The organism is Solibacillus faecavium, assembly GCF_014836905.1.
GTDB classification, from domain to species: Bacteria; Bacillota; Bacilli; order Bacillales_A; family Planococcaceae; genus Solibacillus; species Solibacillus faecavium.
Genome location: NZ_JACSPZ010000013.1, coordinates 1 through 23,305 on the forward strand (window position 1 = coordinate 1; position 23,305 = coordinate 23,305).

At 38.7% G+C, this 23,305-nt stretch carries 24 protein-coding genes and 2 tRNA genes; 3 read left to right on the top strand and 23 right to left on the bottom strand.

Annotated features, from left to right (window positions below; genetic code table 11):
* Positions 1-420: 420 nt before the first annotated feature.
* The 17 genes from lysS to H9635_RS18060 form a co-directional block, all read right to left on the bottom strand.
* Entirely contained in the window at positions 421-1,923 is a 1,503-nt protein-coding gene (gene lysS / locus H9635_RS17980; protein ID WP_191701696.1) for a lysine--tRNA ligase, read from the bottom strand.
* A 296-nt stretch (positions 1,924-2,219) separates the two neighbouring features.
* The gene (gene dusB / locus H9635_RS17985) at positions 2,220-3,233 is read right to left on the bottom strand and encodes a tRNA dihydrouridine synthase DusB (protein ID WP_191701697.1); all 1,014 of its coding nucleotides are present in this window, start codon (positions 3,231-3,233) and stop codon (positions 2,220-2,222) included.
* A gap of 22 nt (positions 3,234-3,255) precedes the next feature.
* Positions 3,256-3,459, bottom strand: a complete 204-nt coding sequence (locus tag H9635_RS17990) for a helix-turn-helix domain-containing protein (RefSeq protein ID WP_191701698.1) — start codon at positions 3,457-3,459, stop codon at positions 3,256-3,258.
* Positions 3,411-3,932: a 2-amino-4-hydroxy-6-hydroxymethyldihydropteridine diphosphokinase gene (folK, locus tag H9635_RS17995; protein ID WP_191701699.1), complete on the bottom strand. Its 522-nt coding sequence runs from the start codon at positions 3,930-3,932 to the stop codon at positions 3,411-3,413. Before folK ends, H9635_RS17990 begins: the two co-directional genes overlap by 49 nt.
* The gene (folB, locus tag H9635_RS18000; RefSeq protein ID WP_191701700.1) at positions 3,929-4,297 is read right to left on the bottom strand and encodes a dihydroneopterin aldolase; all 369 of its coding nucleotides are present in this window, start codon (positions 4,295-4,297) and stop codon (positions 3,929-3,931) included. The genes folK and folB overlap by 4 nt, the downstream gene beginning before the upstream one ends.
* Positions 4,298-4,307: 10 nt before the next feature.
* Positions 4,308-5,168: a dihydropteroate synthase gene (gene folP / locus H9635_RS18005; RefSeq protein ID WP_191701701.1), complete on the bottom strand. Its 861-nt coding sequence runs from the start codon at positions 5,166-5,168 to the stop codon at positions 4,308-4,310.
* Positions 5,152-6,015: an aminodeoxychorismate lyase gene (gene pabC / locus H9635_RS18010; RefSeq protein ID WP_191701702.1), complete on the bottom strand. Its 864-nt coding sequence runs from the start codon at positions 6,013-6,015 to the stop codon at positions 5,152-5,154. The genes folP and pabC overlap by 17 nt, the downstream gene beginning before the upstream one ends.
* 15 nt (positions 6,016-6,030) lie before the next feature.
* On the bottom strand, positions 6,031-6,600 hold the full coding sequence (gene pabA / locus H9635_RS18015; protein WP_191701703.1) for an aminodeoxychorismate/anthranilate synthase component II: 570 nt from the start codon (positions 6,598-6,600) through the stop codon (positions 6,031-6,033).
* Positions 6,597-8,006, bottom strand: a complete 1,410-nt coding sequence (locus tag H9635_RS18020; protein WP_191701704.1) for an anthranilate synthase component I family protein — start codon at positions 8,004-8,006, stop codon at positions 6,597-6,599. Before H9635_RS18020 ends, pabA begins: the two co-directional genes overlap by 4 nt.
* Positions 8,007-8,151: 145 nt before the next feature.
* The gene (gene cysK, locus H9635_RS18025) at positions 8,152-9,087 is read right to left on the bottom strand and encodes a cysteine synthase A (protein WP_191701705.1); all 936 of its coding nucleotides are present in this window, start codon (positions 9,085-9,087) and stop codon (positions 8,152-8,154) included.
* A 201-nt stretch (positions 9,088-9,288) separates the two neighbouring features.
* Positions 9,289-10,272: a peptidyl-prolyl cis-trans isomerase gene (locus H9635_RS18030; protein ID WP_191701706.1), complete on the bottom strand. Its 984-nt coding sequence runs from the start codon at positions 10,270-10,272 to the stop codon at positions 9,289-9,291.
* A complete protein-coding gene (gene hslO, locus H9635_RS18035; RefSeq protein ID WP_191701707.1) occupies positions 10,256-11,137 on the bottom strand; it encodes an Hsp33 family molecular chaperone HslO in 882 nt (293 codons plus the stop codon). Before hslO ends, H9635_RS18030 begins: the two co-directional genes overlap by 17 nt.
* A gap of 17 nt (positions 11,138-11,154) precedes the next feature.
* A complete protein-coding gene (locus tag H9635_RS18040; RefSeq protein ID WP_191701708.1) occupies positions 11,155-11,922 on the bottom strand; it encodes a type III pantothenate kinase in 768 nt (255 codons plus the stop codon).
* Positions 11,923-12,077: 155 nt separating this feature from the next.
* Positions 12,078-14,111 carry an ATP-dependent zinc metalloprotease FtsH gene (gene ftsH, locus H9635_RS18045; RefSeq protein WP_191701709.1) on the bottom strand — a complete coding sequence of 678 codons (2,034 nt, stop codon included), beginning with the start codon at positions 14,109-14,111 and terminating at the stop codon, positions 12,078-12,080.
* 176 nt (positions 14,112-14,287) lie between these two features.
* Complete coding sequence (gene hpt, locus H9635_RS18050; RefSeq protein WP_191701710.1) at positions 14,288-14,830, bottom strand: hypoxanthine phosphoribosyltransferase; 543 nt, start codon at positions 14,828-14,830, stop codon at positions 14,288-14,290.
* 32 nt (positions 14,831-14,862) lie between these two features.
* Complete coding sequence (tilS, locus tag H9635_RS18055) at positions 14,863-16,269, bottom strand: tRNA lysidine(34) synthetase TilS (RefSeq protein WP_191701711.1); 1,407 nt, start codon at positions 16,267-16,269, stop codon at positions 14,863-14,865.
* A 20-nt stretch (positions 16,270-16,289) separates the two neighbouring features.
* Entirely contained in the window at positions 16,290-18,644 is a 2,355-nt protein-coding gene (locus tag H9635_RS18060) for a SpoIIE family protein phosphatase (RefSeq protein WP_191701712.1), read from the bottom strand.
* Positions 18,645-18,902: 258 nt separating this feature from the next.
* Between H9635_RS18060 and H9635_RS18065 the strand changes: the two genes are divergently transcribed.
* From H9635_RS18065 to H9635_RS18075, 3 genes are all read left to right on the top strand, one after another.
* Positions 18,903-18,979: transfer RNA gene (locus tag H9635_RS18065), tRNA-Met, on the top strand.
* A 6-nt stretch (positions 18,980-18,985) separates the two neighbouring features.
* Positions 18,986-19,057: transfer RNA gene (locus H9635_RS18070), tRNA-Glu, on the top strand.
* Positions 19,058-19,174: 117 nt separating this feature from the next.
* Positions 19,175-19,366: a sodium:potassium antiporter gene (locus tag H9635_RS18075; protein WP_191701713.1), complete on the top strand. Its 192-nt coding sequence runs from the start codon at positions 19,175-19,177 to the stop codon at positions 19,364-19,366.
* Between the two features lie 166 nt (positions 19,367-19,532).
* Here H9635_RS18075 and H9635_RS18080 read toward each other — a convergent pair whose 3' ends face one another.
* From H9635_RS18080 to H9635_RS18105, 6 genes are all read right to left on the bottom strand, one after another.
* Positions 19,533-19,961, bottom strand: coding sequence for a S1 domain-containing RNA-binding protein (locus tag H9635_RS18080; RefSeq protein WP_008408265.1), 429 nt, complete (start codon positions 19,959-19,961; stop codon positions 19,533-19,535).
* 258 nt (positions 19,962-20,219) lie between these two features.
* Entirely contained in the window at positions 20,220-20,645 is a 426-nt protein-coding gene (locus H9635_RS18085) for a septum formation initiator family protein (RefSeq protein ID WP_191701714.1), read from the bottom strand.
* Positions 20,646-20,694: 49 nt separating this feature from the next.
* Positions 20,695-21,153 carry a spore cortex biosynthesis protein YabQ gene (gene yabQ / locus H9635_RS19545; RefSeq protein ID WP_191701715.1) on the bottom strand — a complete coding sequence of 153 codons (459 nt, stop codon included), beginning with the start codon at positions 21,151-21,153 and terminating at the stop codon, positions 20,695-20,697.
* Positions 21,150-21,449, bottom strand: a complete 300-nt coding sequence (yabP, locus tag H9635_RS18095) for a sporulation protein YabP (protein WP_191701716.1) — start codon at positions 21,447-21,449, stop codon at positions 21,150-21,152. Before yabP ends, yabQ begins: the two co-directional genes overlap by 4 nt.
* 87 nt (positions 21,450-21,536) lie before the next feature.
* On the bottom strand, positions 21,537-21,827 hold the full coding sequence (locus H9635_RS18100; RefSeq protein ID WP_191701717.1) for an RNA-binding S4 domain-containing protein: 291 nt from the start codon (positions 21,825-21,827) through the stop codon (positions 21,537-21,539).
* Between the two features lie 4 nt (positions 21,828-21,831).
* Entirely contained in the window at positions 21,832-23,298 is a 1,467-nt protein-coding gene (locus H9635_RS18105; RefSeq protein ID WP_191701718.1) for a bifunctional methyltransferase/pyrophosphohydrolase YabN, read from the bottom strand.
* Between the last annotated feature and the right edge of the window lie 7 nt (positions 23,299-23,305).

Below are 23,305 nucleotides of genomic sequence, written 5' to 3' on the forward strand. Positions count from 1 at the left end.
AAGTTAAAATCTATTGTTTGCTTCATTTAAGAAGCTTGTTTCATTAACGTTGCTTGTTCAGTTTTCAAGGTTCATCGCGCTGTCCTTTATGACAACTCTTATATCTTACCAACTTTCTTTTCGAATGTCAATAACTTTTTTAAAAAGTTTTAAGGGACATTCAATCTTTCAAATCGGCAACTTTTATACTTTATCACTCTGAAGTTGATAAGTAAAGAAGTATTTTAAAAGTGTGTGACGCTTTTCAGCGACAAGTAATAATATATCACCTTGTAAATTATATTGCAATAGTTTTTTATAATTTATTTCATATTTTTATTTTATTAATCTCTTCCACCCACATACTTTTATAATCTTCACGCTCTCTCTACTTATATAGAAGTAAAGAGCCCTGTAATTATTACAGGGCTCTTTAAAAGATTATTTCGTTGTGTGGCGCATTGTTGGGAATAATAGTACGTCACGGATAGATGGAGAGTTTGTTAATAACATAACTAAACGATCGATACCGATACCTAAACCACCAGTTGGCGGCATACCGAATTCTAATGCTTCAATGAAGTCATTATCCATTTCGTGGGCTTCATCATTACCCGCTTCTTTTTCTGCCATTTGTGCTTCAAAGCGCTCACGTTGATCGATAGGATCGTTCAATTCCGTGAAGGCATTTGCATGTTCACGACGAACGATGAACAACTCAAAACGATCCGTAAAGCGTGGGTCTTCAGGATTTTTCTTCGCTAATGGAGAAATTTCTACTGGGTGACCTGTAACAAATGTCGGTTGAACTAATGTTTCTTCGATTTTTTGCTCGAAGAATTCATTAATAATATGCCCTACTTCGTGAGAATCTTTAATTTCTACACCGTGTTCAGCAGCATGTTTACGAGCCTCTTCGACAGTCATCGGAGCCCAGAAGTCTACACCTGTTGCTTCTTTAACTGCATCTACCATATGAACACGTTTCCAGCCAACACCTAGCTCGATTGTATCTTCGCCGTATTGTACAGACGTAGAACCTAAAACTTCCTTAGCTACGTGTGCGATAAGGTTTTCTGTTAAGTCCATAATATCATTGTAATCTGCATACGCTTCATATAATTCAATCATCGTAAATTCTGGGTTGTGACGAGTTGAAATTCCTTCGTTACGGAATACACGACCGATTTCATATACTTTTTCCAAACCACCAACAATTAAACGTTTTAAATGTAGCTCAATTGCAATACGCATATAAAGCTCCATATCTAATGCGTTGTGGTGTGTAATGAACGGACGAGCCGCTGCTCCACCAGCAATTGTGTGTAGCATTGGTGTTTCTACTTCTAAATAACCGTTGTTATCTAAGTAGTTACGGATTGCACGGATAATTTTAGAACGTAAAATGAAAGTGGCCTTTGACTCTTCATTCGTCATTAAGTCTACATAACGTTGACGGTAACGTTGTTCTACATCTGTTAACCCGTGGAATTTATCAGGTAGTGGACGTAATGCTTTTGTTAAGAACGTGAATTCCGTTGCTTTAACAGAAAGTTCTCCTACTTGTGTGCGGAATACGTTTCCTTTTACCCCTACAATATCACCAAGGTCTGCTTTATTGAATAATTCATATGCTTCTTCACCGATAGCATCTTTACGTACATAAATTTGGATTTGACCTGCTAAGTCTTGGATATGCGCAAAACCAGCTTTACCTTTACCGCGCTTAGTCATGATACGTCCTGCGATTACAACTTCGCGAGGGTTTTCTTCTAATTGTTCTTTATCAAATTGGTCATTTTCTGCAACTACTTCATTTGATAAATGTGTGCGCTCAAAACGGCTACCGAATGGGTCCATACCGTTTTCGCGAATATCAGTCATCTTCTGGCGTCTCACCAAAAGTTGGTCGTTTAATTCTTCGATATTTGACACGTATTTCACTCCTTAATGTTTTTGCGCTCCAAAACGGCACAATAGTCCATAATGTTTCTATTGTACAGTATTTCGTTTTGTGATTCACCTGTTTCGAATTAAATAGAAATATTTAATAATTCTGTTAAGTGAATGGCGGTATCTAGATAGAGAGATACCGTAATGTCATTCCAAAGCTAGTCACCTGAGAAGAGTAACACTAGAACAGATTACATAGTACTTACTTATAAAAAAGAAAGGCTATGTTAAAAGTCCATTCACTTTTAACATAGCCTCACCTATTGATAGTATTACGGATCTCGGACTTAAGCTAACACTAACTCATCTTCATCACGTTCTTCTACAACATTATTCAGAAGTGCACGCAGCTCTTGCTCAGTCTCCGCTAAATTAATAGCGTTACGGATTTTTCCGTTACCGCGAATTCCTTTTAAATACCAAGAAGCATGTTTTCGCATTTCACGAACAGCAACTTTTTCACCTTTTAATGCTTTAAGTCGTTCAAAGTGCAACAGACATACATCCATTTTCTCACGCACAGACGGTTCTGGCATTAATTCACCCGATTCTAAATATTTTACCGTTTGGTACATCATCCATGGATTTCCTAATGCCGCGCGACCAATCATGACTGCATCGGCTTTCGTATGCTCCAGAATCCGTTTTGCATCCGCTGGTGTTTCCACGTCACCGTTAGCAATGAATGGGATATTAATATTTTTCTTCACTTCTGCCAAGACGTCCCAGTTTGCCTTACCTTCATACATTTGAACACGAGTCCGTCCATGCATTGCAATTGCTGCTGCTCCTGCACGTTCTGCTGCTTGTGCATTTTCTACAGCAAATACACGTTCATCGTCCCAACCAATACGCATTTTCACTGAAACCGGCTTATCAACTGCATCTACTACAGCCGAAACCATTTCGTAAATTTTATTCGGATCTAGAAGCCATTTCGCACCAGCTTCACATTTAATAATTTTATTAACAGGACAACCCATATTAATGTCGATAATATCCGCTGTTGTATTTTTATCTACGAATTTTGCCGCCTCTACTAAATTTTCTTTGTCTCCACCGAAAATTTGTAGGGTCATTGGATTTTCACGTTCATCAATATAAAGCATATCCAACGTTTTTTTATTGCGAATATTTAATGCTTTGTCACTAATCATTTCCGCATATACTAAACCTGCACCAAACTCTTTCACCGTTAAACGGAAAGCCGAGTTACAAATCCCTGCCATAGGGGCTAGTACGACACGGTTATCCATTATAATATCACCAATTTGGAAAGGTTTTTGGTCATTATTTGACACCTTTAGTTACCTCCACACTAGGTTACTCACCTTTTAATTCTTGAACATCTATTTGTAATACATCCGCAATTTTTTGGAACTGTTCTTCAGAGGGAATTTTTTCGCCTCGTTCAATACGCCCCAAAATCGTAACAGATATACTAATCTGTTTTGCAAATTCGGTTTGCTGAATACGTTTTAGCTTTCGAAAGGCACGAATTCTTCGACCGTAGCGATTTTCTTCCACAACTTGACGCCCTCTTTCTCTATGTCGAGTGCTAGTAGTGCTTTTTGCACAGATACAAGCATACCACATTTTTGCGTCATAATCTCTTCAAGAGGCACTAATACAAACGCACGTTCGAACATGCGAGGGTGTGGGACAACTAAATTTTCTGTTTCATATTTTTCGTTATTGTATAACAAAATATCGAGATCTATAATGCGGGGACCCCACCGGAATTCGCGTACACGCCCTAAATCATTTTCGATCTTTTGACATTGTGCAAGCAGCTCAAAAGCATTTAGGCTTGTTTCAACGGCGACCGCAATATTTAAAAAATCTGCCTGTTCCGTAAATCCGACCGCTGCTGTCTCATAGATTGAAGAAATGGCTGTAACTGTTATTTCCTTATGTGAAAGGAGCAGCTTTACTGCGTCTTGCAAGTTTTGCTCACGTTCCCCGATATTTGTTCCAATGGATAAATAGGCTGTTGTCATATAAATTGTCCTCGAACAATTTCCACTGCGACTTCTTTATAATGACCTGGAATTGGCGGGTCAGGCTTAATCACTTCCACACGGCAACCGAAAATTTGCCCTTCGTATTGGGTTAAAATGCGAGTAGCAATCGTTTCCGCAACCGCCTCAATTAATTTATACGGCTTGCCTTCCAATACTTCTTTACATATATCATAAACTCCTACATAGCTTACAGTGTCATCAAGCTCATCTGTTTTACCGGCACGCTTCATATCAACAGCAAGCGATACATTCGCACGAAAGCGTTGACCTAACACGTTTTCTTCCGGCAACACACCATGATAACCAAAAAATTGCATCTCTCTTAAATGAATATAATCCATTACAATCTCCTTAATGTCTCGGTGCTAATTCACCTTGTACTTCAAACTTTCCAACAAGCGCATCCATCATTTTAACAGTCCGCGCCACTTCTTTTACATCATGCACCCGCATAATATGACAACCCTTCTGTACACCGAATGCACAAGTTGCAGCTGTTCCTTCTACACGTTCGTCAACAGGTAAATCCAATACCGAGCCGATCATACGCTTTCGAGAAGTCGCCAATAACACGGGATATCCCAATGCAACAAGCTCATCTAAACGCTGCATTGTCTCGATACTTTCACTTAAGCTTTTCACAAACCCTATACCTGGATCAAGAAAAATATGTTCATCGCGAACACCGGCTTCTTTGGCAATTTCAATACTTTCATGCATATCTGCCATATAATCATTGAAAAAGTTATTATACTGATTATTTTCTCTATTATGCATTAAAATAATCGGTACATTTAGCTCTGCCGCCACTTTGGCCATTTCTGGGTCTGCTTTTGCTCCCCAAATATCATTAATAATATGGGCACCTGCTTCAATTGCGGCACGTGCAACGTTCGATTTATACGTATCAATTGAAATAATTGCTTGTACTTCTTTTAACAGCGCCTGGATTACTGGGACAACACGCGCAATTTCCTCTTCATCTGATATTCGTGTATAGCCGGGACGTGTGGATTCTCCACCAACATCAATAATTTTCGCACCATCTGCTACCATCTTTTTCGCTTGCGCAACTGCTTTTTCAATCGAATTAAACTTTCCGCCATCCGAAAAAGAGTCTGGTGTCACATTTAAAATTCCCATAACGAATGTTTCTTTATTAAAATCCAATTCAATTCCATTTAGTGTAAGTGTTTTATAATTTTCTAACATGACTTTCTCCTAAGTGCATAACAATTTTTTGTAAATAAGCCGTATGAAGCTTTTTATAAAGCCTACCTTCACTTCCAGCAAAACGAATCTTTCCAATATGTGAAATTGGTACAAGCTCCTGCACCGCTGTCGTAACAAAACATTCGTCCGCCTGCTCTAATTCCCATGTCATAAAACTACCTTCTCTTACCGGAATTGCGAGCTCTTTAGCAAGGCGGATAACAATTGCTCGTGTAATGCCTGGCAAAATACCCAACCTTGTGGAAGGCGTATACAGTATATCATCTTTAATCCAGAATATATTCGATGTAATGCCCTCTGCTACTACCCCGTTTTTATCGGTAAAAAATCCTTCTTGGTTGGCTAGACTAGATAATTCTAGACGCGCACGGACATTATTACCGTAATGATGACTTTTATAGCGTGTTTGTTGTTCAGGAGAATTACGCGCAGTTTTCACCCAAACTGCCTCTTTTTCAGTCCCGCGCACCATTTTAGGCAGCTTTTTACGGAATAGAATGATTGTCGGCTCCGTATATTCGGACGGAGCAAGACCAATTGGATGTACACCTGCTGATACGTTTAAGCGAAAATACCCTTCTTTACCGTCCTGTGCATTGAGCTTTTCGATTACTTCCTCTATATCTTGAATAGTATATGGAAAATGAATACGGTATTCTTTCAATGCTTCTATTAAGCGATTGAAATGTTCTTGTAAGTACACAGCTTTCCCCTCATATGTACGAAACGTCTCGAAAAATCCAAGGCCATACAAAAACCCATGATCAAAAGGGGAGATTTTCAACTCATGTTCATCGATATACTGTCCATTCATCCAACAAAGCATTGATCTCCACTCCTCTTAACAATATGTTTCGATAAATGTGCGTAAAAGTTGTTTACCATCTTCAGTCATAATGGATTCCGGATGATATTGAACACCTTCAATTGGATACGTTTTATGACGTAGCCCCATTATTTCGCCTTCTTCTGTCCAAGCTGTCACTTCTAAACAATCCGGTAAAGTTGTCGGTTCCACTATTAAAGAATGATAGCGTGTCGCAGAAAATGGATTGGCATTTTTTCTATGTAGACCGATGCCTTTATGATGTACAGGAGATGTTTTCCCGTGCATTAGCCGCTCTGCCCGCACAACATCCCCACCAAAAACCTGTGCAATCGCTTGGTGGCCTAAGCACACCCCTAAAATCGGAAGCTTTCCAGCAAAATGCTCAATAATATGAAGACTTTGTCCGGCTTCATTTGGTGTACATGGCCCTGGTGAGATGGCGAGCATCATCGGTTGAAGCGCTTCAATGTCTTCTATCGTTATGTCATCATTACGCTTTACTACTAACTCATGCCCGAACTCCCCAAAATATTGCACTAAGTTATACGTAAATGAATCATAGTTATCAATCATTAAAATCATTTGCTCACCTCTTCTGCCATTGCCTTTGCTTGCCACATTGCTTTTGCTTTATTCATCGATTCGATAAATTCGTTTTCTGGAATCGAGTCGATTACAATTCCCGCCCCTGCTTGTATGTACACAATTCCATCTTGTATATATGCTGTACGAATCACAATATTTAATTCTAAATCACCTGTATAGCCAATCCAGCCAATTGACCCTGTATAAAGACCACGGCGAACAGGCTCAAGCTCTTCAATAATTTCCATCGTTCGAATTTTAGGTGCACCCGTTATCGTACCACCCGGGAACATTGCACGAATGACATCTGCATTCGTTTTCCCTTCCGCAATTTCTCCACGTACATTCGATACAATATGCATTACATGGGAGTAATGCTCAATCACCATAAATTCATTAACTTCCACCGTTCCATACTTGCTTACCCGCCCTAGATCATTACGTTCTAAATCGACAAGCATCACATGTTCGGCGCGTTCTTTTTCATGTTGAATCAATTCGTTAGCCAACGCCAAATCCTGTTCTTTCGATTCTCCGCGCGGCCGCGTCCCTGCAATTGGTCTTGTTGATAATTCATTGCCTTTACGTTTCACAAGCAATTCAGGCGAACCACTTACAATCGTAAAATGTTCACTTTCAATATACGCCATATACGGAGATGGGTTAAATGAACGAACCGCCTCATACATTGTGATCGGTTCAGCTGAAAGTTTTTTTGCCTGACGCACAGACAAATTCACTTGGAATACGTCACCCTGACCAATATAATGTTGAATTTTACGCACAGCCGCTTCAAAAGCCGCTCCCTTAAATGATACTTGTAATTCCGTTTCATCTTGATGGATGTTTTTCGCTGTTTCCTGATTGAAATGGCGTTTCTCTAACCCAACTACGGCTTTTTCCTGCCAATTTGCCTGCCATGCATGTAAATCTATTTCACATGTAGAAAACTTCATAAGTGTCACTTCATTGGTTTTTACGTTATGTACAGCCCAATGATCAAATAAATAAAAATAAATGTCCGGTATTTGTAGATCATCTTCTGCCTCAAGTGGAAGCACTTCAATCGTACGAGCGTAGTCATAGGAAATAAACCCAATTGCACCGCCTTGGAAATCTGGCAATTGCGGATTCGCTTCAAGCTTGTATTCAGAAATTACTCGTTCTAATTCGGCTAGTGCTTCCCCTGTCTTCAGCTCAATATTTCCATTTGCCCAAATCAGTTCAAGCCCTTGTTCTACAGATTTGGCAATAGCAATTGGATGCCATGCTGCAATTGAATAATGCCCTCCACGTCCACTTTCTAAAAATACACGTTGCTTTTCGGCCATTGACTGCTCTTGGAAACTATAAAAAAATTCATCTTTAGTCATTTGAAATGTATGAAATTCTAGTTGTTGCATCTATTTACACCCGCTTTATTCTTTTCCTTAATTAAACTCGAAAACACTCTAAAAATCCAATTTTATCTTAGAGTATACTAAGAAAAAGCTATTTTACGAGTGTTAGCCCATAAAATAGCTTTAGAGAATGACTTGTTGGTTTTAATTAGTCTTCAAATTGATATAAAGGTGTTGATAAATAGCGCTCACCATTTGATGGGATGATTGCTAATACGTTTTTGCCTTTACCTAAACGTTTTGCTGTTTCGATAGCTGCATAAATAGCTGCACCTGAAGAAATACCCGCTAAAATACCTTCTTCACGCGCTACTTTACGCGCATTTTCAAATGCAATTTCATTTTCTACCGGGAATACAGAATCATATATTTCTGTATTTAATACGTCCGGAACGAAACCTGCACCAATACCTTGAATTTTATGTGGTCCAGGGTTACCACCTGAAAGAACTGGTGAATCTTTAGGCTCAACAGCAATAATTTCGATATCTGGGAATTTATTTTTCAATACTTCGCCTGCACCCGTAATTGTACCACCAGTACCTACACCAGCGACAAAGGCATCCAGCTTTAAGCCATCTTGCTCAAATGCTTCTGCAATTTCAGGACCTGTTGTTAAACGGTGAATTTCTGCGTTCGCTTCGTTTTTAAATTGTTGTGGCAAGAAGTAGCCTTCTGAATTTGATAACTCCTCTGCCTTTGCAATTGCACCTTTCATTCCTTCCGGACCAGGTGTTAATACTAAATCAGCTCCATATGCACGTAACAGGTTACGACGCTCTAAAGACATTGTCTCTGGCATTACTAAAATTGACTTATAACCTTTCGCTGCTGCAATCATTGCTAAACCAATACCTGTATTACCTGAAGTTGGTTCAATAATTGTACCACCTGGCTTTAAAGAACCATCCTTTTCAGCCGCTTCAATCATCGCTAAAGCTAAACGGTCTTTTACGGAAGAACCCGGGTTAAAGTATTCCAATTTCACATATACCGTTCCGTCATTTTCACCTGTAGCATTATTTAACTTTACGATTGGTGTACGTCCTACTAAATCTGCCACCGAATTTGCTAATTTACTCATCTAATCCATCCCTCTCTCAATCCCTACAAAGTCAATAGGTTTTACTTAATCGTATCTTATCAATTTTTTATACTACTTGTCAATTGCTTGGATCGTAATTTTTGGAAAATTTCTGACTATTTTACTGAATTTTTCGTTTAGTTTAAAAATGGCTGGATTAGAAGCAACGCATACTAATACAACCATTTATTATGTTTTATTTTATTTTTTCGATTCTCCATAAATCCAAGTAGCATTAAACTCTTTCCAGAAGGTTTCTGGTGTAATCGAAGGTGGCAGTTGTTCCAATGCTAGCTGACGTTTCACATGTCCTGTCACCTGATCAAAGCTAAAGGACTGTCCTTCCATCTTTTCTGTAACCGTAGCAATCGCATATCGGCCATCACTTAACACAAAAGGCTTAGAAGTCTCTTTCTCCTTGAGTTGCTCCACTTCTTGTAAAACGGCTGGATCGAGTGTCGTTTGACTAGATGTAATAAAACCAATATCGCCGCCTAAACTAGCCGAGGCTGCATCCACTGAATGCTCACGTGCTAAAACCGTAAAATCAGAGCCACTTTTCAGCTCTTTTTCCACTCGCTCCGCATCTTCCTTAGAGTTCACGATAATCATACTTGTTCGATAGGTCGTCGGAATATTATAGAGTGATTTGTTTTCGTCGTAATACTTTTTTGCCTCTTCCTCTTCTACAACAACATCATTTGTTAATACTTTATCTAAGATGAGCTGAGCACGCACTTTTTGGCGGAGTTGCTCTGCGGAGAGACTATGTAGTGTTGTATCATTTGTATCTTGTGCCGAACGTAATAAAGCAATTTCTAAATCGATTTCTTCGTCTTTGACATCAATTTTATATTTTTTAGCGGCCTTTTCCATCACCGCTTCATTCACTAAACCTTGTAAAGTTTCTTTTCCATAACGATTTTCCATCGCGGATAACCATTGTTGGCTTGTAATGGGCTCTCCGTCAACGGCAGCAATTTCCTCGCTGCCGTCTTGAGAAGCTGGGGATGTTACATCATCCGAAGGGAGTAGCCATAATACTAGCCAAAATAAATTTCCGATTAACAAAATAAGCAGTAAAAGTAGCGTTGGTTTTGTTTTTAAGCGTCGTTGTGTGTACGGTAAATTATTTGGTGTATTTTGTGGTGTTTGGTGTAAATTACGATTACGATTGGATTTCATTCACAAAGCCTTCAAGTTCATTTTTGTCGAAGTGATATTTCTCTAAACAGAAATGACATTGCGCTTCTGCTCCACCATCTTCGTCAATCATTTCTTGAATCTCACCGACACCTAGACTGATAATTGCCGCACCAAAACGCTCTTTTGAACATTGACATTGAAACTGCACAGGCATTGATGTAAGAATTTGAACATTCCCTTCACCTAATACCGCATCTAAAATTTGTTCAGGTGAATAGCCTTTTTCAATCATTTTCGATACAGGCTCAATGGATGACAAACGTCGTTCAATCTCTTCGATTGTTTCCTCATTACAGCCTGGCATTAATTGAATGATAAAGCCACCTGCAGCTAAAATTGTATTATCCGGATTTACTAATACGCCTAAACCTACTGATGAAGGTACCTGTTCAGATGAAGCGAAGTAGTATGTGAAATCTTCAGCGATTTCGCCGGAAACAATTGGTGTCTGACCTGAGAACATATCGCGTAAACCTAAATCTTTTACGACTGTTAGTGCACCTTCTGTACCGACACCTGCACGAACATCTAGTTTCCCATGTTCATTTAATTCAAAATGAACATGCGGATTCGTAACAAAGCCTCGCACATCTCCTTTAGCATCTGCATCAATTACCATTGGACCAATTGGACCGTTACCTTCGATTTTTATCGTAACTTTATCGTCACCTTTTAACATCGCCCCCATCATTACTGATGCTGTCATCGAACGACCTAAAGCAGCAGATACGATTGGCCATGTATTGTGGCGACGTTGTGCTTCTCCTACAGTCTCTGTTGTATTTGTTGCAAATGCACGAACCTGTCCGTCAAAAGCAATTGCTCTTACTAAGTAGTCTTTCATGTTGAAATTCCTCTTTTCTACTGATTTCTTTTATAAATAATCGCTAATCCCTTTAAGGTAAGGAATGAATCGACAATATCAATCATTTGTGTTTCATCGGCAATTAGTTTTGCTAGTCCACCTGTGGCAATAACCATTGGCTCCTCTTTACTTTGAGCCTTCATACGACCTACGATGCCCTCCACTTGTCCGATAAAACCGTAAAAAACACCTGCTTGCATTGCAGCAATCGTATTCTTCCCAACAACCTGCGATGCTCGGGCAATTTCAAAGCGGGGCAATTTTGCTGCCCGTACATTTAGCGCTTCTACAGAAATCGCAATTCCGGGTGCAATGGCGCCTCCTAAATAATCCCCACGCTCATTTATAAAGCAGTACGTAATAGCTGTCCCAAAATCGATAATAATTAAAGGTCTGCCACCATATTGCTCTAAAGCGGCGACAGCATTAACAATACGGTCAGCCCCCACTTCACGTGGATTTTCATACTTTATATTCAAGCCGGTTTTTACACCTGGTCCAACAATTAAAGGCTGGGTATGAAAATATTTTTTGCACATTAATTCAAGTGCAAACATTATAGGCGGCACAACTGAGGATATAATAATCCCCTTTATTTGTTCAAATGAAATGCCTTCATGAGCAAAAAACGCCTTAAATTGTATCGCATATTCATCTTCTGTCTTCCGTATATTTGTTTCTGTCCGCCAATGATGTATGAGTTTATCATGATGATAAATACCTAAAGTAATATTGGAGTTTCCTGCATTCATTACTAAAATCAAAAGCGACACCTACTTTTCATGTTCTGAAAAAATCATACCATATTTGATTATTCACTTTACAGTATTCCGTTTTTTCCTTTATCAGTTGAATAATAAAAAATCGAATGAAAAAACTGACTATCTCCTTTTCCTAGGAAATAGTCAGTTTACTTATATTACTTTGGACGGTCTTCATCAATGCCTTGTGGGCGATCATCTGACACATCTTTCGGTAAATCTTCTACAGTTGGAGGCGTCTTTTCACCTTGTACCTCTTCATTAATTGAAGCATTGCCTGCCGTTTCAATTGTTGGCGTTACTTCTTTTTCTGTTTGAGGCTCTGATTCTACTACCTCTTCTTCAGGAGGCAGTACACCATGGTCACGTAAATGTTCGATTTGCTGTGCATTTAACGTTTCAATGTTAATTAACGTATTTGCAATTAAATCAAGCAAGTCACGACGCTCTGTTAAAATACGTTTTGTACGAGCATATTGCTCATCGACAATACGTTGAACTTCTTTATCAATTTCATATGCTACTGTATCTGAGTAGTTTTGGTCTGAGCCGAAATCACGTCCTAAGAACGGATTACCACCTTGGTTTGAGCCATACTGAACAGCACCTAAACTATTGCTCATACCATACTCTGTTACCATCGCACGTGCAATGCTCGTTACTTTTTGGAAGTCATTATGTGCACCTGTTGATACTTCACCAAGTACGATTTCTTCCGCAACACGTCCACCTAAAAGGCCCGCGATACGGTCAAGTAACTCTTGCTTTGTCGTAAAGAAGCGCTCTTCTTTCGGTAACATAATCGCATAACCACCCGCTTGACCGCGTGGAACAATTGTTACTTTATGAACAGTATCTGCTTCATCTAATTCTAACCCAACAACAACGTGACCCGCTTCATGGAAGGCAACAAGCTTTTTCTCTTTTGGAGAATAAACGCGGCTCGCTTTTGCCGGACCAGCGATAACGCGGTCCGATGCTTCATCAATATCAGCCATCGTGATTGTTTTTCTGTTTTTACGAGCTGCAACTAGGGCACCTTCGTTTAATAAGTTTTCTAAATCAGCACCTGAGAATCCTGGTGTACGCTGTGCAACGGCCGCTAAATCAACTGTATCCGCTAATGGCTTATTGCGTGCATGTACTTTTAGAATTGCTTCACGGCCTTTTACGTCTGGGTGACCAACCGTAATTTGACGGTCAAAACGACCAGGACGTAATAATGCTTTATCTAGGATGTCTGGGCGGTTTGTCGCAGCGATAATGATAATCCCTTCGTTTGCACCGAAACCATCCATTTCAACTAATAATTGGTTTAATGTTTGTTCACGCTCATCGTGACCGCCACCAAGACCCGCACCACGTTGACGACCTACTGCATCAATCTCATCAATGAAAATGATACATGGTGCATTTTTCTTCGCGTTTTCGAACAAGTCACGAACACGAGATGCACCGACACCGACGAACATTTCCACGAAGTCAGAACCTGAAATCGAGAAGAATGGTACACCTGCTTCACCTGCTACCGCACGTGCAAGTAATGTTTTACCAGTACCTGGAGGGCCTACAAGTAGAATCCCTTTAGGAATACGTGCACCGATATCAGTGAATTTACGGTGATCTTTTAGGAAGTCGACTACTTCGACAAGCTCTTGTTTCTCTTCATCGGCACCTGCTACGTCGTTGAAGCGAACTTTTTTCTTTTGGTCATCATAAAGCTTAGCTTTTGATTTACCAAAGTTCATCACCTTATTACCGCCACCTTGAGATTGGCTTAATAAGAAGAAGAATAAAATGATAATGATAACAAATGGAATAATGCTCGTAAGGAATGTTACGAACCCGCTTGTTTGCGGTTGTTCTAAAATTTCCACTCCTGGATATTCACCGTTTGCAACTTGATCTTGCATCTGCATAATACGGTCTACAGAAGTTTGGTCATTTTGTAAAACGTTTACTGTGAAAGTCTCGCCTTCTTCAGCACCGTTCATTTGACCTACGATTTTGTACACGCCTCGCTCAGGCTGTATTGTAATAGAGGCAACCTCATTACTTTCTAAAGCCTCAAAAAATGCGTGATAATCAAGATTTTCAGTTGTCTGTTTTCCACCATTAAATGTTCCAAAAATCCCGATAATTACGAGAAAAATTAGTAAATAAAATATGGTGTATCGAAATATTCGATTCATCCCCAGCCTCCTCACAACGTTACAGAAAAACTATAAGTAAAATCTTAACATACGTTGAAATTTTCATACAACGAAAAGCACTCTAATTTTAAATGTTCAAACGAATTATGACAAAACCCGCTCTTTTTATCGATTATGCCAATGAAAAACAGCATTTGTATCGACTTTAATCCCAATTAAAATGAATAAACTTCACGTTTTAAAATTCCGATATATGGCAAGTTACGATATTTTTCCGCATAATCTAAACCGTAACCAACTACAAATCCGTCTGGAACTTCGAAGCCAACAACATCTGCTTCTAAATTTACTTTGCGCCCAGATGGCTTATCTAGCAATGTAACAATTTTTATTGATTTTGCTTTACGGTACTTAAATAAATCGACTAAATAGCTCAAAGTTAAACCGCTGTCGATGATGTCTTCAATAATAATGACATCGCGGCCTTCTACACTCGTATTTAAGTCTTTTACAATTTTTACTTCCCCTGATGATACTGTTGCATTACCGTATGAAGTAACGTCCATAAAATCCAACTCAACATACGAATCAAAACGCTTCATTAAATCTGTCATAAAAGGCATAGCACCTTTTAATACACCAACTGCCAATGGGAAAAGTTCTTTATATTCCTCTGTCAGTTCTGCACCAAGTTCTTTAATACGCTCTTGGATTTGTTCTTCTGTAATCATAATTTTTTCAATATCATTTTGAATCATGAGTAGATTCCTCCTTTAATTAATTAAACTTTCTAAAGACGTTCATTGCTGTCGACAAGAAGCACCATTGAATGCACTGTCGATTTTACATTAGAAAATTTATTGTTTACGCGCACAGCTAATATGGAGAGCAACTCATCATTAGCATCTACTAACAACGGCCAACTAGCTCTTTTTAAGAAAGGAATCTTGTCATCAATAAAAATGCGAGATACTTTTTTCTGGTGCTGCATGCCATGTAGCGCAATACGATCCCCTTGTTTTGGAGACCTTATGAATAATGGAAACGATACAGATGACGCTTCGAAAAAATGTGGATGATATTGTTGTAATAGAGCATCATCACATAACGTAAGTTCTCCGATATAAATGCGCATCGTCCCAAGCATGTACCACTCATTCAAAACGATTTGTTGTTTTTCCATCAAAAAGCTCTTCTTTTTAGTTTCAAATACAACTTCATCGTATTGTCGCCGGGCAATAAAATTCTCAGGTAAATCAAGTGTACGACTTCCTTCAGACGTTGAAAACAACGCCAAAACTGTCGTACAAAGTACATAGCTTTGAAACGTTTTTGAATCGTTATAAAGATAACTTAATAGTATTAAAACGAGCCTTCTTTGTAAAGCAAGTGGTTCTTTTTGAAATGCGGAAACATTCACTTTGTAATAATTTTTGTCAAATTTATTAAAAAGCTCAGAAAAACGCACTTTTGCAAGGTCCATTAAATACGTATCATCTTCTGTAAGTTGTTGTGCGATTTGTACGGCATGTTGGGACACGAGGGGATTTTCTTCTTTTAAAATTGGCACGACATGATGACGAAATCGATTGCGGGTATAATCATTCTTTGCGTTGCTTGGATCTTCACGGTATAAAATGCTTTTACTATGTAAATATTCCCCAATTTCATGTTTTGTAACCATCAAAAACGGGCGAATTACCGTATAATCATAAAATTTTCGAATCGGTAAAATTCCTTTTAATCCATTTAACGAACTCGCTTTCGTCAGTGCCATTAACATGGATTCCAATTGATCGTCTGCATGATGGGCCGTTACTAGTTTTGTGCATTTGTGTGCATCCATGACCTCTTCAAAATAACGATAGCGCTCTTGACGGCAAATTGCCTGGATATTGCCTCCGTCTCTTTGCTGAATTTCTGCAATAGGAATAGCACAGCTGTAAAAAGGGATTCCCCAAGTTTTACACGTCTCTTCCACAAATTCACAATCCTCAGCCGATTGCTCGCCGCGTAACATATGATCGACATGGGCTACGGCGAGCTCGATTTGAAAGTAGCTTTGAAAATGGTGAAAAAAAGAAAGAAGCGCCATCGAATCAACGCCTCCTGAACAAGCAATTAATAGTTTTTCACCATCTTCTATAAGCTGATGCTCTTTTATAAAAGCTAAAACACGATGTTCTAAACTGTGCATTTTTTCACCTCATAAACCGTTCAATGTTTGATTGTTGGTCGAAATACTTGCCATGGCTTTGTTACATGTTGCAGACGGAACAGCATTACAGTACAGTCGTCCGCAATTGGGTACATTTGTTTGAATTGAGTCATTACATCAAATAATACAACTTGGATAGAGGCACCTTTTTCGATTCCTTGACGAATCAAACGGATAAATAATTGTTCTTGAGCATCCCATTGTGCGGAGGGTGAAAACAATCCATCCGAAATCATTAAAATAACGTCCTCTGATAATAATGGGGTCATTTCAGTGTCGATCGCGAAATTCGGTAAAAAGCCAATCGGTGCACTTGTACTCTCTATTTTAAATAAATCTGGTCCTCTCAACACGTAAGTTGTCATGCCGCCTGCTTTCCAGCACCATAAATGACCGAACTGTAAATCAACCAAGGCAAAATCCATCGTAGCATACATATCGGAATCATTTTTTAATGACATAACGTAATGCATCGTATGCATAGCCGTTTCAGGATCCATGTTATACGTTATACAATCTTGCATCATTTGAATTAAACGTTCGCTTTCTTCGTGTGCCCTCACATTCGTTCCCATACCATCTGATAGCATAACCGCCATTAACCCTGGGTGAATCGGAAATACTCGGTAGGAATCTCCGGAAATCGTATGGTGCGCATGCGAGTACGTATATATATCATACTCCAATTGATAACGGATTGCCGAGCGAAACTTTATTTGTCGATAAAAAATAGGCGATTGCTGTTCATAAATCGATTCGCCTTTCAGTGGTTCATGAAGCAAATCGAACAATTGCTGTTCTAGCTGCTGAATCACAATGTGTGCATCTCGCTGGTCTGCAATATAACAAATAAATTCACGATCCCCTATTTCTGTTTTTAACCACTGGATATGCAGACAATGGATATCACGTTCATTTAAATATTGCTGAATATCTCCATCTACTTCTGTTGAACCGACATCTAACTGGTGACTGCTTAAAAGCTTTTCAAAATGACTGCTTAAGTCACGCAGCTGTAAAGCAATCATCTTTTTACCATGATAATACTCACGTTCCATATGTTCTTTTTGCATAGCCGATTCCAACTCTTCTAGCAGCTTAGAAGACTTTATACACTTTCCTTTAAGTTGCTCCTCAACACGCATCCATGCAACAGGTTTTGGACTCCTTTTTGCTAATCGCCAAGCATTGATCGTCTCTTCCATTTCTCTATTTTTTCCCCAGCATTGTTCATATTTAAAACAGCTAGAGCAAATTAAAAACGGCTCTACTTTCTTTTCGTTTTTTGTTGATGGTTGTGTAAAACGTTCAAAAACAAGTTCCTTCATGAATGACACAAAGTGCTGAAATTGCTTGAGCTGAACTTCCACTACTTCATTGCGATTCACTTGAACGATACTGACCGTTTGCTGCTTATAATACATTTGACAGTATGAGAGCACATTTTTCGGTACTAATAAAAATCCAATCGCTCCTGTTAACATCGATAAAAAATAAACACTGTCTATCGGTAATGTCGCATCATAGAAAAAGAAAAAGACACTTGGGAGCAAACTAAACAATGCAACTATATAACGCCCTTGATTTTGTACTAATGCTGCAACCAAACCTGTACAAGCATATAAAATCATCATACCCGTGAAGGATAAATTGGCGAGTCCCATAAAGAACCCAAGAGATAATGAAAAGATTACGGTAGCCCCTACTGTAGAAGTATAGGCAACGAGGCAAATTAGAAAGTGAAGTAAAATGAGCGGTAATGAAAAGTAAAGTAGAGTCATGCTTTGCATACCTACCATTACACCCGCCAAAATAATCATGATTGCCGTGATTTTGTCCCTTGTCCATTCAATATGGCCTACTTCGTTAGTTTGTAATGTTAGAAGTCGAATAAAAAATAACATAGAAACGGAGAAAAAGCACTCATAAATAATATAGAATAATACCATGACAGACGGTGTACCACTATGCAGCATCATTTGCCATAATAATTGTACGATGACGATGCTGCTTGCCAGCAAAATATATGGAGATAGTTTCAAAAACTTAAATCTTACGAGACATTCCATGAAAAGTAATTGTACTAAAACAATAGCAACTTGCCCAAAACCAAGGAAGCAAGTTCCGATTATTCCTCCTAGTAATGCACTCTTTTGAAAAACAGCAAATCGGGTCCGTATAATAAGCCAGAAAGGTAGAAACAATGGAACAACTGCTTCAAAAAAAACAGCCTGAGCAAAACAAAAGGCTAGAAAGACTATAGCACTTGATATTATCATTTTTGATTTTTCTTTATATAATAATAGGCTTAAATTAAATGTTTGAAACTCATTTTGATTGTTTAATGTCACCATTTTTACTATCACCTTTTCTTTTTATCGCTATTATACAAATGCTTGAAAAGTGAATTTTGTCTGTTTGTAGGACTGCTTATAAAAAATTGTTCGACGGATTTTTTAAGGGAATATGCACGTTTTTAACTTAATTTCTAATCAAAATACAAAAAAATAATTATTACCCATTTTCCTTTCCATAAAGGCCTCAAAATTTAGCGGAAATTGTTGTTGACACTTATTACAACGCATTGTATTATTAGTTCTGTTGTTAATTTTGGCGGTGTAGCTCAGTTGGCTAGAGCACTCGGTTCATACCCGAAAGGTCGTGGGTTCGACTCCCTCTGCCGCCACCATTTTTAGGCCCGTTGGTCAAGTGGTTAAGACACCGCCCTTTCACGGCGGTAACACGGGTTCGAATCCCGTACGGGTCATCTTAAGGGCTGTTTAGGAAAACATTATTTCCTAGGCGGCTTTTTTCTATTTTGGGATTTCATAACAATCTTTTTGCTTTATACTTTATAATGTTGAAGTAAGAGGAGGCGTTTTCTTTGGTACAAAACTTTACATACTTGGCTTTTCTTTGTGGTGTGAGCATGCTTTTAGTTGTTGGAGGCGTTATTTTAACCAACTTGCCTCTCCCTCTACAGATTATAATGATTGCAGTTGGTCTTGTTGGAGGGATCTTCTGTTTTATTACACTCATCCGCTTGCTAATAAAACATAATGCAGAAAGAGAATAGCTTATACGTATAGGGCTTTACGCGGTAGCATAACTTTGCGTTGAGTTTACTGCGGAGCCGAAATATTTATACAAAGAAAGGCAGTGTTAAAAGTCAATTTGACTTTTAACACTGCCTTATCTTTCATCTATTCGACACTTTTTCTACGTTCAAACAGCCAGCAAAATTATCCTCTGCGAGCTCCACGGCCACCGCGCTTAGACTCAGTTGCACGCTTTAATGTAGTTAAACGCTCATCGCTATCTTTTAAGAAACGCGCCATCTTCTGTTCAAAGTTCTCTTTTGGTTGACGATCATTACGATCGTTAGAACGGTTGTTTTCGCGACGAGGACGCTGTGGACGCTCTGGTCGCTCAGCTTGAGGCTTTGCTTTACGAATTGAAAGACCAATCTTTCCATCCGCTTCAACATTCATCACTTTAACTTCGACTTCATCGCCTACTTTAAGATGCTCGTTAATATCTTTTACGTAGTTATCTGCCACTTCACTAATGTGAACTAAACCTGTTTTCCCATCTGGAAGCTCAACGAATGCGCCAAAATTTGTGATGCCTGTTACCTTACCTTGTACTTTGCTGCCTACTTCAATTGACATAAAAAAAATGCTCCTCCTTAAATTTTAAGAGACTCTTCGATTGAAAAGCCATTTATCAATTATAATGAAACTTTTGTTCAATAGCTTCTTCTCTAATTATAGCTAACATAAAAAGAGTGTCAACAAGACACTCTAACTAGAGGCAAATTATACCAAGTATTTTATGACAAAATGAACATATTGATTGGTTTTTTTATTTAATTTTCAAAGTAGCATTCCTTCTTAAACAATTGTAACCAACAACCGTTAAAACGCTTTCTAATCATCATCTTCTTCATCTTTAGCTTTTTCGGATTTGTTAGGGATAGTAAAAATAATTTCGCCTTCATCGGAAAGGAAAAACTCTTTCCGTGCCAACTTAGCAATATATTCATCGTCTTCCAATTTTGCTATTTGCAAGTTTAAAAGCTCTTGTTTGTGTAATGCTTCATCTAGTAATGCAGTAGCAGCAACTTTTGCTTCCTCTTTCGCAGCGAGACGTTCATGTTGAACCATATTTGCCTTAACTAATAAAACAATTGCTACCGTTGCAAGAATGAAAAATACAGCGATTCTTCTACGACGTCTAACAGCTATTTTTGCTTTAATTTGAGCTCGAGCTTGCGGATTTGATCGGACATAGTCGTTATTTAACGGCTGTACATTCTGATTATGTAGCTCTTCTTGCACATTTCTTCTTCCCATTCCCGTCGCCTCCCTCACTATAACTATTCGTTCTAATTATACAAATTCCCTACTGCGTTTTAAAGTTTTTTAACAAATATTTCCTAAAAAATTTAATAAACGGATTACATAAAAAAATAATTATTGTTTTTAATAACCTTATAATACTTACTATGACTTTGGCAACTACATGTCCTATAAATAAAATGGGCCTTATAAATATATTGATGAATACCCTTCCGAGGAAGCGTATGCTATTTTGGAAAACGACTTCATAAGCTGCAATCCCAGCTATTTGGGCAAGTGGGTCCACAAATCTCAATTGCCCTCCTTTTACTAAAAATAACAGATAAAACGTACTAACCCCTAATATCAACCAAACGTGCCATTCTAAAAGCCATGAGATCCGTCTAATATTTTTAAGGGGGATACGATTTAAATTAATTCTTATACAGTCAATGATGGCACCTACAGCTAGTCCACTTATAAACATGACGAGGATGCTTACAAGTTGCGCACTCATCATCATCCAAACAATTTATGAAGGAAACTTTTTGACAAACCATTCTCGCTTTCATCGTATTGGAATGCCTTTACTTCCCCTTCCAACGTTAGCAACCCTTTATCGACATCCAAATGTACGATTCGCAGCTCTTCTCCACGTATTAGTAAGTGGCCTTGTGATGTATTTACATAGAATTCTTCCTGATCAAACCGTTCAATACTTTTTACAGAAGTCATGTCCATACGCTTTCTATTGCGTACCGTCACTAAGTGATCCCCAGATGAAATGGTATAACGACTACTTTCTTGATGAATAGTCAATGCAAGTCCCCCTTTGAGCTTATAGTTGTACACTATATGCAACAATTAAAAAAAGCATGACTCAAAAAGATGGTCATGCTCTCTTCATTATTCTTCGTCATCAATAAATTCTGGTTCAACCTGCTCGAGACGCTCTTCTTTAACGATAGTAAACATTTTTAAAGCGTCTTCTTTTTTTACATTTTCACGCAATTCCTCAACACGTGCGGTTACAATTTTTTGACCGAAGCGTATCGCTAGCTCATCGCCTACTTTTACTGTGCTGCTTGCTTTAGCTACTTTACCATTAATCATAATACGACCTTGTACTGCAACTTCTTTTGCTAATGTACGACGTTTAATTAATCGTGAAACTTTCAAAAATTTGTCTAAACGCATAAAATTACTCCCCTTTTTCTAATTGTTTGGCTTCATTCCAAAACGCATCTAATTGTTCTAAAGTGAAGTCATTAAATGCTTTTCCACTATTTTTCACACTTTGTTCAACAAAATGAAACCGACGGGCGAACTTCTCATTTGCATGAAGCATTGCTTCTTCCGGTGAAATTTTATAGAAACGGGCGATATTAACAAGTGTGAACAATACATCTCCAAACTCATCTGTTCGACTTATTGCTGAACCTTGTGTAATTTCATCGCGGAATTCTTGCCATTCTTCGGTAAATTTCTCCCATGCAAATTCGGCATTCGGCCAATCAAATCCGACTGTAGCCGCTTTTTTCTGATAGTTGTAAGATGTCTGGAGTGATGAATATGGACTGTATTCGTTTTCTAAAAGGGACTGATGTGCTGTATCAGCTTTTTCTTGTTTTTTTATCTCTTGCCAATTGACCATAACTGTTTCGGCATCTTCTGCTATGACATCACCAAATACATGAGGGTGACGACGGATCATTTTTTCACTGACCGTTGCCAGTACTTCCTCCAATGTAAAGTAACCATTATCTTCACCAATCTGTGCATGTAAAAATACTTGTAAAAGTACATCTCCCAGCTCTTCTACCATCGCAAAATCATCTTCTGCATCCACTGCCGCCAAAAACTCATGTGCTTCTTCCAATAAGTATTTTTTTAAAGATTCATGTGTTTGTTTTTGATCCCAAGGGCAGCCATTTGGACCACGCAATGTTGCAATGATTTGTCGTAATGTCGTCCAATCGCGCAGTGCATCTTCATCGGAGGTAACAGGTGGTACATATACCGTTGTTAAGTTATTAATTTCAGCCGCTTGATCGAGCTCATATAATGGAACTGTGCGCAGCTGCTCCTGTGATGATCCAGCTGCCGTTACAATCGTTACTGGGTAGTCATCTCGGTATTTCTCCATTAGCGTTAACTTCACCTCGGAAGCGCTGAATGAATCGTATACTTGCGCAATTAAAATGTGTTGTCGCATATTGATATCATGCTGCGACATGCTCGTCCCATCCAATAGCTGAAATCCTTCAATAGGGTCAATCTTTAACGCTCCAAAGATAGGATCTAAAAAGCTTTGCCCACCTTCAATAATCAGCTGGACACGTCCTTCACGGTCAGCTTCAATTAAATGCTGAACTGTCTGTTCCGCTACAAGGGGATGACCAGGGACCGCATACATAATATTTTCCTGTGCAGCCGCTTCAATTAAACGCTCTGCAATTTCCTCATAAACCGGACCAAACGAACCATGCTTGACGTACACTTCATCAAAGCTCGTAAATTCAATTCCTTCTCGCTTTAAATCCTGTAAAACAGGATGATCCTCTGTTCGAACATATAACTTTTCAGCGGATTTAATTTTTCTATAAACACCCATTTGCATTTGTTCAAAATCGGCCGCGCCTAAACCGATGACTGTTAATTGATTCAATATAAAC